This is a genomic window from Streptomyces sp. NPDC056883, assembly GCF_042788835.1.
Taxonomy (GTDB): Bacteria; Actinomycetota; Actinomycetes; order Streptomycetales; family Streptomycetaceae; genus Streptomyces; species Streptomyces stoeckheimensis.
In genome coordinates, this window is sequence record NZ_JBHUBS010000002.1 from 829858 (window position 1) to 845664 (window position 15807).

The following is a 15807-nucleotide window of genomic DNA, read 5'->3' on the forward strand; positions in this document are numbered from 1 at the left end:
GGTTCAGGCCTCCTCGGAGATCGGCGCAGGGCAAGGGGACAAGGCGGCTTCGACGGGCTCGGCGGCCTGCGCGTCCTCCCAGGTCACGGTGAGGATGCGCAGCTCGCGCCCCGAGAGCAGCTCCACCTCCGTCGCCCTTCCGCACGTGGGGCAGCACAGGTCGGGAGGCATCCCGACGGCCCAGTCGCCCGTGCAGGCGCCGCAGTGCGCACGGGCCGGCACGGACCGGACGACGAGCTCCGCCCCCTCCAGGACGGTTCCGGCGCAGGCCAGTTCGAAGCAGAAGCCGAGTGCGTCCGGGACCACCCCGGCCAACTCGCCGACTTGGAGCTCCACTCGGCTCACGACGCTGCCGGCCTCCGGGGCCGCCTCTTCCACCTGGCCCACGACGGCCATGGCGATCGACATCTCGTGCATCGGATTTCGGTCTCCGTCCTGCCGGGGCTCATTACACCGGCAGGACCGGGGCGGCACGGCCGGGCACGCCGGGAGCCCGTACGCCCCGTACTCCATTCGGAGTCCGGGGCGTAAGCGTTCACATGCGGCGGATGCGCAAGTAGCGCTTGATGTCGGGCAGGACCTGCTTGAGGACGGCGATCAGGGCCAGGGCGGCGGCCCCGCCGGCGACGGCCTTCTTCATGGGGTGCTCCTCAGTTCTCGGCGGTTCGGGTCGTCCCTCTCGGGCGCGCACGGCTCCTCCTGCCCGAGCAGGTCCAGGAGCGCGCGCACGGCCTCCGGCACCGCGTCGGCCACGGGCCGGCTCAGCCCGATGCCCTCCTCGACACCGGCGGGTTCGCAGCCGAGGACGAGCACGCGCCGGGGCGCTCGGGCGCCGGTCCCGGCGCACAGGGTGTCCAGCAGGGCGAGGACGGTGGCGGGCGACATGTCGTGGCCGTCGAGGGCGGCCCCGCCCGGCGCGGCGCCCGCTTCGTCCGCGCCGACCTCGATCAGGTACAGGGTGCCGGGAGCCCCGCCGCGCGCGGTGGCGTCGACGAGGACGGCCGTGTCGTAGCCGTCCAGCAGCTGGTAGGCGAGGTGGACCCCGCGGACCCCGAAGTCCACCGCCTCCACGCCCGGCGGCAGCGGGTGTGCCGACAGGGCCCGCAGGGTCTCCACCCCGAAGCCGTCGTCACCGAGGAAGACGTTGCCGATGCCCGCGATCAGGGTGCGGCCGCTCATGCCGGCTCCCCGGGGGCGACGGTGACCTCGTCCGGCTGGAAGTACAGGAACCGGCCCTGCTCCCGGCGGATGTCCGCGCCCGGGTCGCCCTCCACGGTGACGGCGAGGTGGACGCCTCCGTCGACGTCGTGCAGCACGGTCTCCACCAGGGCGGTGCGGCCCCGGAGGAACAGGTCCTGGGCGTCGGTCCGCCGCAGCCCCGGTCGCAGCACCACGCGGCTTCCGGCGCCCACCCGGACGCCGTCGACCGTCACGTGATCGGGTACGGGCGCGGCGGAGTCCGCCCCGGCCGGGTCCCACCAGGGCGTCCCGGGCCGGAACAGCGAGTCCGGGTCCGGAACGGCGTCCTCGCCGGTGATGTCGCGCAGGCCCCGTACGGCCCCGTGCAGCCGTTCCAGTACCTCGGGCGGCATCGAGTCGGCCAGGTCGATCACGGCCGCGGCACGCGGATCCGTACCGCGGGCCTCCCGCTTCTCCTGGTCGGTGAGGGCCGCGGTGCGCAGGGCGAGGATCTCGTCGATCTCGGTGGCGTCGTACATGGCGCCGGCGCTCTCGGGGGCGATGGCCGGATGGTCCTCCAGGATGATGGGGGAGGACAGGACCACGTCCGCACGGCCCGGCTCGCCCGCGAGGACCGGCCAGGTGTGCCGGTTCTCGCAGGCGGCGACCGCCCCCTTGGCCCACTCGGGCGGGTCGGTCATCGACAGGAAGGAACCGGCGCTCAGCGCCAGCAGGAGATGGGCGGCCACCAGGGAGTGGGGCAGCGCCTCCTCACGGGTCACGGACGGATCCGCCGGGGCCCACGGGCCGGTGTTCTCCACCACGGCGGTGAGCTTCGACACCCGGTAGGGGCCTTCGAGTTCGACGGCCCGAAGGCGCAGGACGCCGTCGACCCGCTCCGTACGCCGCACCAGGCGGCCCACGGTGCGGCCGTCGGCGTCGAGGACGGGCTCGACCTCCTCGCGGGCGGGCCGGGAGAAGGGGAAGACGGCTTCGGAGCCTGCCAGTTCGGCCACCGGCACGGACAACTCGACCCGTTCCTCGGTCCCTTCGTCCCAGGGGACCAGCACCCGGTCGACCAGCTGGAGCTCGGCGACCTCCTCGAACGTGCCGTCGGCGCAGGCCCGTTGGACCGTACGCCGCTGCGCGTGCAGGAAGCGCAGTTCCAGGGAGAGCTCCGCCGCACCTCGGGGCTCCAGCAGGATCTCCGTCTGCTGGAAGGAGTGCTCCCCGTGGGCGGGGGCCCAGGCGGGCGGCACGAGAACGCCGAACTGCCAGCGCATCCGGTTCTTCGCCGCGGAGGCCCGGTACGGGTAGAGGACGTACCCCTCGAAGAGGACGGCGTCGGCCACCTGCCGGGCCGTGGCGAAGCGGCAGTCCTGGGCTCCGGCGAGGCCGGAGGCGGTCGCGGTCACGGCGCGGTCCTCTCGGTGACGAGCGGCACCGGCGCCCCCAGCCGGACCGGGGCGGGCGCCGGCCCGGCCGCAGCGTCCAGGAGGGCGCGCACGGTGGCCTCCCAGGAGGGGAGGGCGTGCCGCGAGCGGAAGGCGAGCAGCTCGGCCATGGTGTCGGAGGGCAGCCGCAGCCAGCCGCATCCGGGGAAGTGCTGCTCGACCATCTCGCGCCACACGGCCACCGGCATCCGGTACGCGGCCTCGCGGTCCCAGGGCACCGGTTCGACGTGGAAGCCGCCCGCCCCGGTGAAGGCGGTCCCCGAGAACAGCATCAGCATCGGGACCTCACCGCCCCGCAGCGCGGAGAAGTAGCGGGTGGCCGCGATGTCCATGTCGTAGCTGCACGGCACCACGAGGTCCACCTCGGTCTCCCCGGTGAAGCTCGGGACCATCACCGAGACCTGCGCGAACTGCACCGGCTGGAGGGTGGACCCCCAGCGGGACGGCTCGCCGAACAGGTCGGCCAAACCGTCCGCCTCGGCGGAGCCGTAGCGCCGCTTGGCGGGCTCCACGCGGAGCTGGCAGCGCAGGGCGACGGCGTGCACGCGCACCCCGGGCGAGGCGGTCAGCCGCAGCCGGAACACCAGGGTGGGCCCGGCGGCGTACGGGTCCGCGCGCACCCCGGTGCAGGCGAAGGCGAAGTCCGTCACGGCCGCCCCGCTTCCACCGGATCCGGGGCGAGCACCCGGGCCCGCCGCTCCACCCGCTCGAAGAACAGGCGCAGCGCCTCCCGGGCTTCGGCGCCCCCGTCGAAGCCCTGCCAGAGCATCCGCATCCGGCCCACCAGCTCGTAGCAGATGTCGATGGGGACCAGGTGGCAGGTGGTGTCCCCGTCCGCGCGGTGCAGCAGCAGGGCCTCCACGTCGGGCTCCAGCAGGCCGGCCAGGCGCCCGGCGCCGAGCACCCGCTGCCAGGTCTCCGGATCGAGTTCGCTCTCCGTGGCTCCGGCGGGGCTCGGGTAGAGCGCGACCAGGCGGTCGAGCGCGGCGTTGCGGAAGAGGAAGGCCACCCCGACGGGGATCTGGAGGGCCTCCGAGGCGCCGTCGCCGAGCGGATGCGCGGGGTCGGTGAGGTAGCGGTCTGGGACGGCACGGAACCGGCCGGCGGCCGTGCCGGGCCGGTCGAAGAGCAGTGCGCAGGCGGTGCACGCACAGACCAGGGCCCGCCGTTCGGTCTCCACCAGGTGGCGGTGCCCGTCCTCGGCGACCGCCACCGCGCACAGTTCGCAGGTCTCGGGGCGCGGCGGACGGGCGCCGGCGAACCTCCGCAGGCCGCGTCCGGCCGGGGCCGGCGCGCTCACCGTACCCGTGCCGGGGTCTGCGGGCGGGCGCCGATCTGGAGGAGGGCCGGGGCGGGGGCCGCCTTCTCCACCTCCACCGAGGTCACTTCGGGGGCGAAGGCCGCCAGGGCGTCCGCCACGCCGCGCGGGACCCCGTCGGTGCCGGCGTCCGCACCGCCGCAGCCGCAGCCGCCGCCGGCGGCGACGCTCAGCCGCAGGATGCCCGAGACCGGATCGAAGCCGAGCAGTTCCGGCTGCTCCGGGGCGGACCGCAGCGCCCGCCCGATCCGCAGGTGAACGTCCTCGGGGTTGAGGTCGTGCAGGGCCAGCAGGCTCGCGACGAGCTCGTCGTCCAGCAGCGGGGCCAGGCCCTGGTCGCCGAGCCGTTCGGCGATCCGGGCGAGCCCCGCCCCGTAGAACTCCATGAGTCCGCGGACCAGTTCCTCGGCGGCGGCGCAGGCCGCCCGGTCGCCCGTGGCGGCGAGCCGGTCGAGGACCTCGTCCACCCGCTGCCCGGCCTGTCGTGCGTCCGGTGCGACGCCGGTGCGCGCGGCGCTCATCCGCCCAGCCCGCTCAGGCCGGTGGGCACGTGCATGGTCTTGACGGTCTTGCCGCCGCCCACGTACATGTGCACCCCGCACGGCAGGCACGGGTCGAAGCTGCGGACGGCCCGCATGATGTCGATGCCCTTGAAGTTCTCCGGGGTGTTCTCCTCGAAGATGGGGGTGTTCTGCACGGCGTCCTCGTACGGTCCCGGTGTGCCGAAGGTGTCGCGGGTGCTGGCGTTCCAGGGGGTCGGCGGGTACGGGTGGTAGTTGGCGATCTTCCCGTCGCGGATGACCATGTGGTGCGACAGGACGCCCCGTACGGCCTCGGTGAAGCCGACGCCGACCGCCTGGTCCGGCACCTCGAACTTCTCCCAGGTCTGGGTGCGTCCGGCGCGGACCTCCGCCAGCCCCTTCTCGGCGCAGTGCAGAGCGATGCCGGCCGCGTACGCCTGGAAGTAGGTGCGGGCCCGGTTGCGCTCCAGGGCGTTGCTCCACTTGGGGATCCGCCACTCGAAGGTCGTCTCGGGCTTGGTCATCGTCTTCGGCAGGTTGATGACCACGCTGTGCCCGGTGGCCTTGACGTAGCCGACGTCCACCAGCCCGGACAGCGCCGTGGACCACAGCCGGGCGATGGGGCCGCCGCCGGTGTCGAGCGCCAGGTGGTCCTTGCCGTCGAACCAGCGGGGCGACATCACCCAGCTGTACTTGTCGTCGAAGTTCCGCTTCTGCGGGGCCGGGATGGTGTGCTGGTTCCACGGGTGGCGCGGGTCCACCGGGTTGCCGAGCGGGTCGTGCGTGACGAACTGCTCCTGCCCCTGCCAGTCGTCGTAGTACGAGCTGCCCAGCAGGATGCGGATGCCCAGGTTGATTTCCGTGAGGTCGTTGGTGACCAGTTTGCCGTCCACCACCACGCCCGGGGTGACGAACATCTTCCGTCCCCAGTCGGTCATGTTGGCGTACGTGAAGTCGCAGTACTCGGGGTCGTTGAGGGCGCCCCAGCAGCCCAACAGGACACGTCGGCGGCCGACTTCCTCGTAGCCGGGCAGGGCCTCGTAGAAGAAGTCGAACAGGTCGTCGTGCAGCGGCACCACCTTCTTCATGAACTCCACGTACCGCATCAGGCGGCTCATGTAGTCGGTGAAGAGCTGGACCGAGGCGATGGTGCCGACGCCGCCCGGGTAGAGCGTGGAGGGGTGCACGTGGCGGCCCTCCATCAGGCAGAACATCTCCCGCGTGTAGCGGCTGACTTGGAGGGCCTCGCGGTAGAACTCGCCCTCGATGGGGTTGAGCGAGCGCATGATGTCGGCGATGGTGCGGTAGCCGTGCTCGCCCGCGTGCGGGGCGGCGGTCCGCTCGGCCAGCTCCAGGACCCCGGGGTTGGTCTCGCGGACCATCTTCTCGCAGTAGTCGACCCCGACCAGGTTCTCCTGGAAGATGTTGTGGTCGAACATGTACTCCGCGGACTCGCCGAGGTTGATGATCCATTCGGCGAGGTGCGGGGGCTTCACCCCGTAGGCCATGTTCTGCGCGTACACGGAACACGTGGCGTGGTTGTCGCCGCAGATCCCGCAGATGCGGCTGGTGATGAAGTGCGCGTCACGGGGGTCCTTGCCGCGCATGAAGACGCTGTAGCCACGGAAGACCGACGAGGTGCTGTAGCACTCGGCGACCCGCTTCTGCTTGAAGTCGATCTTCGTGTGGATGCCGAGGCTGCCCACGATCCGGGTGATCGGATCCCAGGCCATCTCGACCAGGCCGCTGCCGTCGCCGGCCGCCTTCGTCTTCGGTTCCATCGTGTGTGCCGTGACCCTTCGTCAGCGCGGGTGGGGAGGTGTGCGGGAGTGCCGTGCGGTGGCCGGGCCGGGGTTCACCAGGGCGGGCGGTAGCCCGTCGTCAGCTTCTCGCCGGTGTGGCGCCACTTGGGCTCCTGGTCGACGGTGTGCAGGGTGATCGCCCGGAGCCTGCGGATCAGGGCGCCGTAGGCGCCGCTGGCCTTGGTGGAGATCTTGGCGCCCGGCGGCTCGTCCATGAACGGCATGAACTTGTCCGGGAAGCCCGGCATCGTGCAGGCGATGCAGATGCCGCCCACGTTCGGACAGCCGCCGATGCCGTTCATCCAGCCGCGCTTGGGCACGTTGCACTTGACCACCGGACCCCAACAGCCGATCTTCACCAGGCACTTGGGGGAGTCGTAGGTCTCCGCGAACTCGCCCTGCTCGTAGTAGCCGGCCCGGTCGCAGCCCTCGTGCACCGTGTTGCCGAACAGCCACGTGGGCCGCAGCTTGTCGTCGAGCGGGATCATCGGGGCCGAGCCGGCCGCCTGGTAGAGCAGGTAGGTGAGCGTCTCCGAGAAGTTGTCCGGCTGGATCGGACAGCCCGGCACGCACACGATCGGGATCCCGGCGTGCGACTTCCAGTCCCAGCCCAGGTAGTCGGGCAGGCCCATCGCGCCCGTCGGATTGCCCTCCATCGCGTGGATGCCGCCGTACGTGGCACAGGTGCCGATGGCCACCACGGCGAGCGCCTTGGGCGCCAGCCGGTCGATCCACTCGCTGGTGGTGATGGGCTGCCCGGTCGCCGGATCGTCGCCGAACCCGCACCAGTAGCCCTCGGACTTGATCTTCTCGTTGGGGATGGAGCCCTCCACCACCAGCACGAACGGATCGATCTCGCCCCGCTCGCCCTTGAAGAACCACTCGATGAACGTGTCCGCGCCCCCGACGGGACCGCACTCGAAGTCGATCAGCGGCCAGTGCACGGCGATCCGGGGGAGCCCGGGGAGCGTCCCCGTCACGATCTCCTCGATGCTCGGCTGCATCGCGGCGGTCAGGGACACGGAGTCGCCGTCACAGCTCAGGCCCGCGTTGATCCAGAGGATGTGGATCAGGGGATCGTCCGCTGCCGGGTCGTCTGCCACCGGGGCCGGCGTTGCTGCGTCCATGCGGAGGCCTCCTTGGGGAGGGGGAGGGGGGAGGGCGGCGGAGCCCGCAAGGGAGGCCGTCACCGCGGGGGGCTCGAAGGCCCCACCTTTCTTGCTAGCACCGACCGGGGTCCGGTGCCGCGTCGGATACACCCGGTCCGGTGACGGGCACCCGTCGCGCGGACGGCGCAGCACCGTGCCGGGCCGGTACGGTGCGCGCGAGGTGCGGCGGCGTCGCGCCCGGGCGCACCTTGCCCACGAAGGCCCGGCGCAGCGCGTGGTACGGGGACTGCGCGTCGAAGAAGGTCTGCCGCATCCGCTCCAGCTCGGCCGCCCGGTAGGAGGCCAGCGGACGCCGCGCCTCGTCCAGCTCCCGGCGGGCCTTCTTGGTGGCGATCCGGGATGCGGTGGCGGGATGGCCGGCGAGGCGCGCGGCGAGCGCCGAGGCCCGCTCCGCGAACTCCCCGGGCGGACAGTCGATCGTCCGGTCGACCAGGCCCAGTCGCCGGGCCGCCCCGGTGCTCAGCGGCAGGGCTTCCGCCGTGAGGCGCTCCGTGGCGGCCGAGCCGATCCGGCGCGGCAGGGTGTACGTCCAGAACTCCGATCCGTACAGGCCCATCAGCCCGTAGTGCGGGTTGAGGACCACGCCGGAACGGCACCACATCTCGTCCGCCGCGAGGGCCAGCACGGCTCCGCCGGCGGCCGCGTTGCCGCCGAGCGCGGAGATCACGAGCCGGTCGGTGGTGGTCAGGACGGCCTCCACCAGGTCGTCCATGGCGTTGATGTTGGCCCAGGACTCCCCGGCGGGATCGGCGGCGGCCTCGATGACGCCCAGGTGGATCCCGTTGGAGAAGAAGTCCCGCCCGCCGCCGAGCACGAGCACCGACGTCGGCCGGGCGCAGGCCGCACGGTAGGCGTCCAGCAGGCGCCGGCAGTGGGCGGTGCTCATCGCACCGCCCGGGAAGGAGAACGACAGGAAACCGGCCCCGCGGTCCTCGTGGTAACCGATGTCGGACCAGGTGCGGTGGCGGGGCCCCCGGCCGCCCTCCGCCACGTCCGGCGGAGGGGGAAGTTCCGGCAGCCCGGGCAGCTGCTCGCCGAGCGCGAGCACGGCGGGGAGCTTGGGGGCGGCCGGCCGCCCCGGGGGGCGGTGGGCCCGCAGCTCCGGGATCCACACGGCTCCGTCGACGGTGGCCCGGCAGATCGCCCCCGCCCTGGTCGCCAGCAGGTCGCCGGGGCGGCCGCGCAGCCGGTCCTCCGGATGGCCGCCGTGCAGGTACCAGGTGCCGCCCAGCAGCTCGTCCCGTACGCCGGGCCGGGAGTCCGCCGCGCGCAGGGTGCGCAGCACCTGCTCGGTACCGTCCCGCAGCCAGTCGATCCGGCGGTGCTCCTGGCGCACCAGGGGGCGGGCCAGGCCCTCGCTCTGCGGCTCGGGGACGTACGTTCCGGAGGCGAAGCGGTCCACGGCGAGCAGGACGGCCTCCAGGGCCGCGTCGGCGACCTCGCCCCGGTACCAGGCGCTCTTCGACCCGGCCGGGTCCGGCCCGGGACACTCCACCGAGGCCCATACGTCGCCGGCGTCCATCTCCGCATTGGCCTGCAGCACGGTGACGCCCCACCGGGGGACCCCGTCGAGCACCGCCCGGTCCAGCGAGGAGGGACCCCGGTCCCCGACCGGACCGGGATGCACGATCAGGCAGGTGTGGGCGGACCAGACCTCCTCCGGCACGGCCGAGGTCAGCATCGGCGCGACGATCAGCTCGGGGCGGTGGCGCCGTACGGAAGCCGCCAGGTCGGCCGCGGGGAGCGCCAGCTCCACGGCGACGCTGTGGCCGTGATCGCGCAGCTCGGCGTGGACTCGCTGGGTGAGACTGTTGAAGGCGCTCGCGACGAGCAGGACGTGCACGGGGACTCCCTGCGACGGACCGGTGCCACGGCCGGGGTTGCCCGGCCGGATCGGCGGTGCGGGCCGGCGCGTGACCAGCCGCCAGAGATGCTTCGCCACGCTGCCGGGCGAGCGCGCGCACCCCGCGGCCCGTGTCACCCGTAAGCGCCTCCCCACAGGGCCGCTCGGCGGCAGCCCCGGAGCCCCCGGCCCCCGGCCCCCGGCCCCCGGTCGCGCGACCCCGGGTGCGGCGGCGTTCGAGGACGGAGTGCGACCCCCGTCGCAGCCATGATGGCCGAGGCCGCACCCCGCACCGGGCGCCTACCCAGCCGTGTGCGGCCGACGCGGAAGCGGCCGTACGCAGGCCGGGACCGCAGGACCGTGCGCCCGACGCCACCGGTTTGCGCGGCCCGGTGCGGGGCAGTCGCCCGTGCGGGGCCGCCGCCTACCCGCGCGGCTCCCGTCGAGCGAGGAGGACGGCCATGGACGAGCAGGGTGGTGCCAAGGGAGTGCCCTTGGAGGGCGCGGGGAAACAGGACCGGCGCCGCAAGCCGCACGCAGACCGCCGCGACGGCGGGACCACGCCCGCGGCCGACACGGACGAAGCCAGCCGCCTGGACCGCCCCCAGGAGCCGGAGAAGCCGAGCGGGAAGCCGGGCGGGAAGCCGGGCGGGAAGGGGACGCGGTGGGTCGGCCCGCGCGATGAGTGACGCCGCGGCCGCACCCGGGCGGGCGGCAGGCGGGCGTGGCATGCTCGAGGAGTGAAGGGCGATGCCGCACCCATGGGTGAGGGCGCCGCACCCGAGGTGGTGGCGCTCGCCAGGGTCGTGGCGAGACTCCGGTCGGAAATTGTCGACCTGGAAAGCGTCGCCGCGACCAAGGCCGTGGTCGAGCGGGCCAGGGGCGTCCTCATGGCCCGGGCGGAGGTCTCGGCGGACGAGGCGTACGAGCTGCTCCTCGAACGGGCCGGCCGGCACGGCCACACCCTCCTGGAAGAGTGCTGGATCACGTTGGGGCAGCTCCGGGTGCGCAAGTCGGCGGGCACCGGGCGGATCTCCGCGCCCACGGCCTCGACCACGGGCCCCAAGGAGGAGCCGAACGGCACTTCGGCGTTCAGCCGTCGCCGCTATGTCGTCGGGCCCCACGACGGCGACGGCGAGCTGAACCGCCTGCTGGCGCGCGTCGCCGACGGCCTGGCCGCGGCGCACGGCGGCGACGACATCGCGGAGCTGTTGGTGACCGTGCTCGGCGGGGCCACCGACGTGGGCGCGGTGATGATCTACACCGTGGCCGCCGCCGGGGGCCTGGATCTGACCGGAAGCGCCGGAATCGACGAGGGGCTGGCCGCGCAGTGGCGCCACGTTCCCCCGCTGAGCGGGGTCGCGGCCCTCGAAGCGATAGCAGGCCGCCGTGCCCTGTGGCTGGAGGACCCCGACGAGGACGCCCGGCGCTACCTGCTGATCGGAGACCCGCCGGGGCGGTGGCCGACGCGTGCCTGGGTCCCCGTGCCGGGCGACGGGCAGCCGAGGGCGGCCATCGGGTTCCTGCGCACCCGGCCGGGCCCCTTCGCCGCCGACATACGCGCCCTGCTGCGCCGGGCCACCCGGCTGTGCGCGGGGCTCCTGGGGGCGTCGGGACCGGTCCGGGACGCCGAGGCCGTGGAAGCGGTCGGCGGGGACTACGCGGCGGCCGTCCAGCTGGTCCTGGACACCATGGCCGGACCGGCGACCCTGCTCACCCCCCTGCGCTCGGAGACGGGTGAAGTGGAGGACTACCGCATCGACGCGGCGGCGCCCGAGTCGGTGGACGTGGCCGGCCGGCGGGGCAAGGAGCTCGTGGGCCGCCGGATCCTGGAGACGTACCCCACCGTTGCGGGCACCCCCCTCTGGGAGGGGTACCTCGACGCGCTCACCACCGGAACCAGGTACGAGGGCGAGCCCTTCACCTACGAGGAAGTGGTCGCCGGTGTCCCCCGGCAGTCCGTCTACTCGGTCCGGGCGTCCAGGCTCGGAGACCACCTGGTCGTGTCCTGGATCTGCCATGACACCAGCCAGCGCGAGGTCCGCCGGCTGGCCGACATGGAGCGCCTCGGCAACCTCGGCTGGGCGGGCTGGAACCTGGTCACCGACACCGTCACCTGGTCCGACCAGGTGTACGCGATCTTCGACCGCGATCCGGGCCGGGGGCCGATGACACTGGAGGAACTGCCGGGCCACCTCGTCCCCGACGACCTTCCCCGGCTGGGTGCCGCCGTCGAGCGGTTGCTGGGCGAGGGGGAGGCCATCGACCAGACGTTCCGGATCACCACCGGGCGCGGAGTCCGGCACCTGAGGATCGTCGCCGAGGCCCAGACGGACGCCGACGGAACACCCGTCGAGGTGCACGGCTTCTTCCAGGACCTGACAGCACAGCACGACGTCGAACACGCCTTGCAGGAGAGCGAGCGGTCCGTCCTCCTCCAGCGGGGCATGCTCCAGGCTGAACGCACGCTCGCCGCATCCCTCCAGGACACGCTGCTGCCGATCCCCGAACAGTCCCTGGAGCTGGCCGGCCTGTGCATCGACGTGACCTACGTCCCCGCCGACAGCGGGATCAACGTCGGCGGCGACTGGTACAGCGCCATCGAACTCCCCGACGAAAGCGCCCTGTTCGTCGTCGGAGACGTGGCCGGCCACGGGCTGGCCGCCGTCGGGACGATGGCCCAGCTCCGGTTCACCGCCAAGGGCATGGCCATCACCGGCTCGCCCCTGCCCGAGGTCCTCCGCCGACTCAACTCCCTGCTCCTGCACACGTCTTCGGACCCGTCGGGCAGTGCCACCGCCACCATGGTCATGGCCCGCTACCGGCCCCGGGACCGGCGGCTGATCTGGGTGCGGGCAGGCCACTTGCCGCCCCTGCTGATCCGCGGGAACCGGGCGGAGTTCCTCGAGCAGCCGCAGGGCCCGCTTCTCGGCGCGACCTTCGAAGCCTCCTACGAGCAGGCCTCCGTCGACCTGCTGCCCGGCGACCACCTGCTCTTCTACACCGACGGGCTCGTGGAGGAGCCGGCCGAGGACATCCAGGCCTGCCTCGACCGCCTTGCGGAGACGGCCGTGCGATTCCTCCGGGAGGGCCTCGGGGAAAACCTCGCCCCCACGCTCGCCGCGCTGTGCACGGCCCACCGCGACGACATCTGCGTACTGCACGTCCACGTACCGGACGAGGAGGTCTCGTAAGAGAGGGGTCGGCCTTCCCCCGTGCGGGTCATCCCCTCGGGAAGACCGCGAGGCGTCAGGGGCCGCCGGACCCGGGCGGGGCGGTGTCGATGAGGAAGAGGGCGTGCGTGCCGGTGATCTCCAGCAGCCGCAGCATTTGGGCGCTCGGTGCTGCCAGGCGCAGCATCCGGCCGGATTCCCTCACCTGCTGGCGGGCCCGGAGCAGCAGGTTCAGCCCCGCGGAATCGCAGAAGGTCAGACCGCTGAGGTCGACGATGACGTCCGCGCGGCCGCCCGTGCGGGTCATCGCTTCGCGCAGCAGGGCGCGCACTTCGTCGACCCGGCTGATGTCCATCTCGCCCGACAGTCGTACCACGGCCGCCTCCACGGAAGGGGGAGGCGGCCCGGAGGGATCGTGCGCGCCCTGCTCTTGCGGCATCTTCAGCGCTGTCCCTTGGCCTTCTTCATCTTGTTCGCGGCGTCGGAGGCCATTTCCTCGGCCTTGCCGGCCATCCGCTCGGTGCTTCCCTCGGCCTCCATGCGCTTGTCGTCCATCGTGCTGCCGAGGCTTTCCTTGAGCTTGCCCTTGGCCTGCTTCGCCTTTGCCTTCGCCTTGCTCATGACGGGGTTCTTCCTTCCTGAGGGGGTACTGCTGCCACCATGCGTCAGGGGGCGGCGGCCTGCAATATGTGGCGAATCGCCGAGAATGCCCCTTCTTTGCGGAGGGGGCAGGGGCAGGGGGTGAGGTGAAGCCGATGGGGCCCGCCCCGCAGAAGTATCTTGACGTCAAGATTGATCTCGGGCAGGCTTCCGCTGGTATCTCGATATCGAGATACTTTCACGGGGGCTCGGAGGCCAGGGATGCGGCGGCGCGGTACGGGGATGCGGAAGGGTTCGCAGGGGCGGCAGGGGCGGCAGGGGCGGCAGGGGCAGGGGCGGGAGCCGCGACGGCCCGGGCTGGTGGCCCAGTTGAGGCGGCCGCCGGGGGGTCGGGACGCCCGGATCATGCTGCTCGCCCAGCTCCTCGACCGTGCCGGTACGGGCATGTGGGCCGCCTCCTCGGTCCTCTACTTCACCTTCGTCCTCGGCCTGGACGCCGACCGCATCGGCCTCATGCTGGGTGCCGCGGCCGTGGCGGGCATCGCCGGGTCGCCCCTGGCGGGACACCTGGCCGGACGGTTCCCGGTACGGTCCCTGCTGATCGGCTGTCACCTGCTGCGCATCGGAACCCTCGGCGCCCTGCTCGTGGTCACCCGCTTCGACGTGCTCCTGCCCCTGGTCGCCGTCACCTACCTCGGCGACCGGGCGGCCAAGGCGCTGGAAATGCTCTTCGCCACACGGGTGGCGGGCGAGCGGCGCGGCACCTATCAGGCGCTGTCGCGCAGTACGGCGAACGCGGGCTACGCGGTGGGCGCGGGAATCGCCGCCGCCGGTCTCGCGCTCGGGGCTCCGGAGGCCTACCGGGCACTGATCCTGGCCAACGCGGTGTCGTTCCTCGCGGCCGCCGCGCTGGTCTGGCGCACCCGGGAACCGAGGGCCGAGGGCCGGGTGGCCGCCGGCGCGGGGGATGCGGCGGCCGGAGGCGCCGTGGGCACAGGGGGTGCGGCGAACGGCGGGGCAGAGAGCGGCGGGGCCTCGCGGGCGGATGTGGCGCCCGGTCGGACCAGGGCGCCGAGCCCGTGGCGGGACCGCGGCTACCTGCGCTTCGTCCTGCTCGACATCCCGATGAGCCTCGACGACTCGGTCCTGGCCGTCGGCCTGCCGCTGTGGCTGGTGGTCCACACCGACGCGCCGCACGCCCTGGTCCCGGCCTTCCTCGTCATCAACACCGTGCTGGTCGTCGTCCTCCAACTCCGCGTCTCGGCGCGGTTCGAACGACCCCGGCAGGCCGCGGCGGCGGTCTCCGTGTACGGGCTGACGATGCTCGCGTGCTGCGTCCTCCTGGCCCTCAGCGCCGGGACCGGGGCGGTGGTCGCCTCGGTGGCCCTGCTCGCCGCGGCGGTGCTGGTCACGGGGGCGGAGCTGCTGAGGTCGGTGAGTTCCTGGGAACTGGCCGTCTCGCTCGCCCCCGAGCAGGCGCGGGCCTCGTACCTGGGAGTGGCGGGCATGGCCATGTCCGTCCAGAAGTCGGCCGGTCCGCTGCTCCTGACCGGCGCGGTCATGGCGGGCGGGCCCGTGGGCTGGCTGGCCCTCGGCGCCGGGATCGCGGCCCTGTCGGTGGTTCAGCGGCGCTCCGCGGTCCGTCGGTTGGACTCCGTCCTCGCCCCGCCCGCTCCCGCGGCGCCCTCGCCGTCGGCCACGTGCACGGGCTGAAGGCGCGTACCCCGGTGCCGGGGGCATCGGGGTCGCCCCCACGGACCCTTTGTACGCCAGGTTCCGCCGGCGGCCGTCCGGACCAGCCCGTGCGCGTGCTCGCGGGTGTGCGGACCCTACCGAACGGCCTTACCGGTGAGCGGGAGGAGGTGGCGCTCCAGGACCGCCGCCACGCCGTCCTCGTCGTTGCCGGCGGTGATCTCGTCGGCGACCGCCTTGAGGGTGGCGTGGGCGTTGGCCATGGCGACCGAGTGGCCCGCCCAGGCGAACATGGGGATGTCGTTGGGCATGTCGCCGAAGGCGATGGTGCCCTCCGCCGTCACGCCCAGCGCCTCCGCGGCCAGGGCCAGGCCGGTCGCCTTCGACAGGCCGCGGGGGAGCAGCTCGACGCAGGTCGGGCCGGCCATGACCACGGTGACGAGGTCCCCCACCGCTTCGCGGGCGGCCTCGGTGAGCTGGTCGTCCGTCAGGTGCGGGTGCTGGATCTGGACCTTCCCGATCGGCCGGTCCCACAGCCGGGCGGCGTCGTGGACCCGCTCGATCCCCGTCGAGCCCATCGGCGGGACCGGGAATCCGGGGCCCACGAGGATGGGATCGGCCAGCTCCAGCGGCATCACCGCCACCGACAGCGGACCGGTACGCGCCTCCACAAGGGCCACCACGTGCGCCGCGAGCTCGCGGTCGAGGGGGACCGACGAGACGAGCGCGTCGCGCCCGGCGTCGTAGAGCTGGCCGCCCTGCCCGCAGACGGCGAGGCCCCGGTAGCCGATCTCGGCCAGCGTGGGCCTGGTCCACTGGGCGACCCGCCCGGTCACCACCACGTGCCGGGCCCCGGCGGAGACGGCGGCGGCGAGGGCGGCCGTGGTGCGCGCGGAGACCGTGTGGTCGCTGCGCACGAGGGTGCCGTCGAGGTCGGTGGCGATCAGCTGGTAGGGCAAGCGGGTCACGGGGGTCTCCTGGGTGGGGGGATGGGGGAGCCGGGGGTGGGGCTGCGGTGGGGGCGGGGAGCACCCGTCGGGTGGAACGCCGCGGGGC

General features: G+C 73.3%; 16 protein-coding genes. 3 read left to right on the forward strand and 13 right to left on the reverse strand.

From position 1 onward, the window contains the following. Positions 1-3 precede the first annotated feature (3 nt). From ACFRU2_RS08955 to ACFRU2_RS09000, 10 genes are all read right to left on the reverse strand, one after another. Entirely contained in the window at positions 4-417 is a 414-nt protein-coding gene (locus ACFRU2_RS08955; protein ID WP_382969512.1) for a hydrogenase maturation nickel metallochaperone HypA, read from the reverse strand. A 118-nt stretch (positions 418-535) separates the two neighbouring features. Then, on the reverse strand, positions 536-640 hold the full coding sequence (locus tag ACFRU2_RS08960; RefSeq protein WP_382969515.1) for a DUF6893 family small protein: 105 nt from the start codon (positions 638-640) through the stop codon (positions 536-538). Further along, positions 637-1179, reverse strand: coding sequence for a hydrogenase maturation protease (locus tag ACFRU2_RS08965; protein WP_382969517.1), 543 nt, complete (start codon positions 1177-1179; stop codon positions 637-639). The genes ACFRU2_RS08960 and ACFRU2_RS08965 overlap by 4 nt, the downstream gene beginning before the upstream one ends. Then, positions 1176-2594, reverse strand: coding sequence for a hypothetical protein (locus ACFRU2_RS08970; RefSeq protein WP_382969520.1), 1419 nt, complete (start codon positions 2592-2594; stop codon positions 1176-1178). Before ACFRU2_RS08970 ends, ACFRU2_RS08965 begins: the two co-directional genes overlap by 4 nt. Beyond that, on the reverse strand, positions 2591-3283 hold the full coding sequence (locus tag ACFRU2_RS08975) for a DUF6084 family protein (RefSeq protein ID WP_382969523.1): 693 nt from the start codon (positions 3281-3283) through the stop codon (positions 2591-2593). Before ACFRU2_RS08975 ends, ACFRU2_RS08970 begins: the two co-directional genes overlap by 4 nt. Continuing rightward, a complete protein-coding gene (locus tag ACFRU2_RS08980) occupies positions 3280-3933 on the reverse strand; it encodes a DUF5947 family protein (protein ID WP_382969525.1) in 654 nt (217 codons plus the stop codon). The genes ACFRU2_RS08975 and ACFRU2_RS08980 overlap by 4 nt, the downstream gene beginning before the upstream one ends. Further along, positions 3930-4472 (reverse strand): hypothetical protein, encoded by a 543-nt coding sequence (locus ACFRU2_RS08985; protein ID WP_382969527.1) that lies wholly within the window; start codon positions 4470-4472, stop codon positions 3930-3932. The genes ACFRU2_RS08980 and ACFRU2_RS08985 overlap by 4 nt, the downstream gene beginning before the upstream one ends. After that, the gene (locus ACFRU2_RS08990; RefSeq protein WP_274546747.1) at positions 4469-6253 is read right to left on the reverse strand and encodes a nickel-dependent hydrogenase large subunit; all 1785 of its coding nucleotides are present in this window, start codon (positions 6251-6253) and stop codon (positions 4469-4471) included. The genes ACFRU2_RS08985 and ACFRU2_RS08990 overlap by 4 nt, the downstream gene beginning before the upstream one ends. 74 nt (positions 6254-6327) lie before the next feature. Continuing rightward, a complete protein-coding gene (locus tag ACFRU2_RS08995) occupies positions 6328-7401 on the reverse strand; it encodes a hydrogenase expression protein HypE (protein ID WP_382969531.1) in 1074 nt (357 codons plus the stop codon). 94 nt (positions 7402-7495) lie between these two features. Further along, positions 7496-9286, reverse strand: coding sequence for an enoyl-CoA hydratase-related protein (locus ACFRU2_RS09000; protein ID WP_382969647.1), 1791 nt, complete (start codon positions 9284-9286; stop codon positions 7496-7498). Positions 9287-9747: 461 nt separating this feature from the next. On the opposite strand from ACFRU2_RS09000, the gene ACFRU2_RS09005 reads away from it, so the two are divergent. Both ACFRU2_RS09005 and ACFRU2_RS09010 read left to right on the forward strand, forming a co-directional pair. Continuing rightward, positions 9748-9975: a hypothetical protein gene (locus ACFRU2_RS09005; protein ID WP_382969534.1), complete on the forward strand. Its 228-nt coding sequence runs from the start codon at positions 9748-9750 to the stop codon at positions 9973-9975. A 72-nt stretch (positions 9976-10047) separates the two neighbouring features. Next, positions 10048-12480, forward strand: a complete 2433-nt coding sequence (locus ACFRU2_RS09010) for a SpoIIE family protein phosphatase (RefSeq protein ID WP_382969650.1) — start codon at positions 10048-10050, stop codon at positions 12478-12480. 55 nt (positions 12481-12535) lie between these two features. Here the strand turns inward: ACFRU2_RS09010 and ACFRU2_RS09015 are convergent, their stop codons facing one another. Both ACFRU2_RS09015 and ACFRU2_RS09020 read right to left on the reverse strand, forming a co-directional pair. After that, positions 12536-12898, reverse strand: coding sequence for an STAS domain-containing protein (locus ACFRU2_RS09015; protein WP_382969537.1), 363 nt, complete (start codon positions 12896-12898; stop codon positions 12536-12538). A 2-nt stretch (positions 12899-12900) separates the two neighbouring features. Further along, positions 12901-13080 carry a CsbD family protein gene (locus ACFRU2_RS09020; RefSeq protein WP_382969538.1) on the reverse strand — a complete coding sequence of 60 codons (180 nt, stop codon included), beginning with the start codon at positions 13078-13080 and terminating at the stop codon, positions 12901-12903. A gap of 384 nt (positions 13081-13464) precedes the next feature. Here ACFRU2_RS09020 and ACFRU2_RS09025 point away from each other — a divergent pair, with 384 nt between their 5' ends. Further along, positions 13465-14772, forward strand: a complete 1308-nt coding sequence (locus ACFRU2_RS09025) for an MFS transporter (RefSeq protein ID WP_382969541.1) — start codon at positions 13465-13467, stop codon at positions 14770-14772. A 116-nt stretch (positions 14773-14888) separates the two neighbouring features. Here ACFRU2_RS09025 and ACFRU2_RS09030 read toward each other — a convergent pair whose 3' ends face one another. Continuing rightward, positions 14889-15719: an HAD family hydrolase gene (locus tag ACFRU2_RS09030; protein WP_382969543.1), complete on the reverse strand. Its 831-nt coding sequence runs from the start codon at positions 15717-15719 to the stop codon at positions 14889-14891. Positions 15720-15807: the final 88 nt, after the last annotated feature.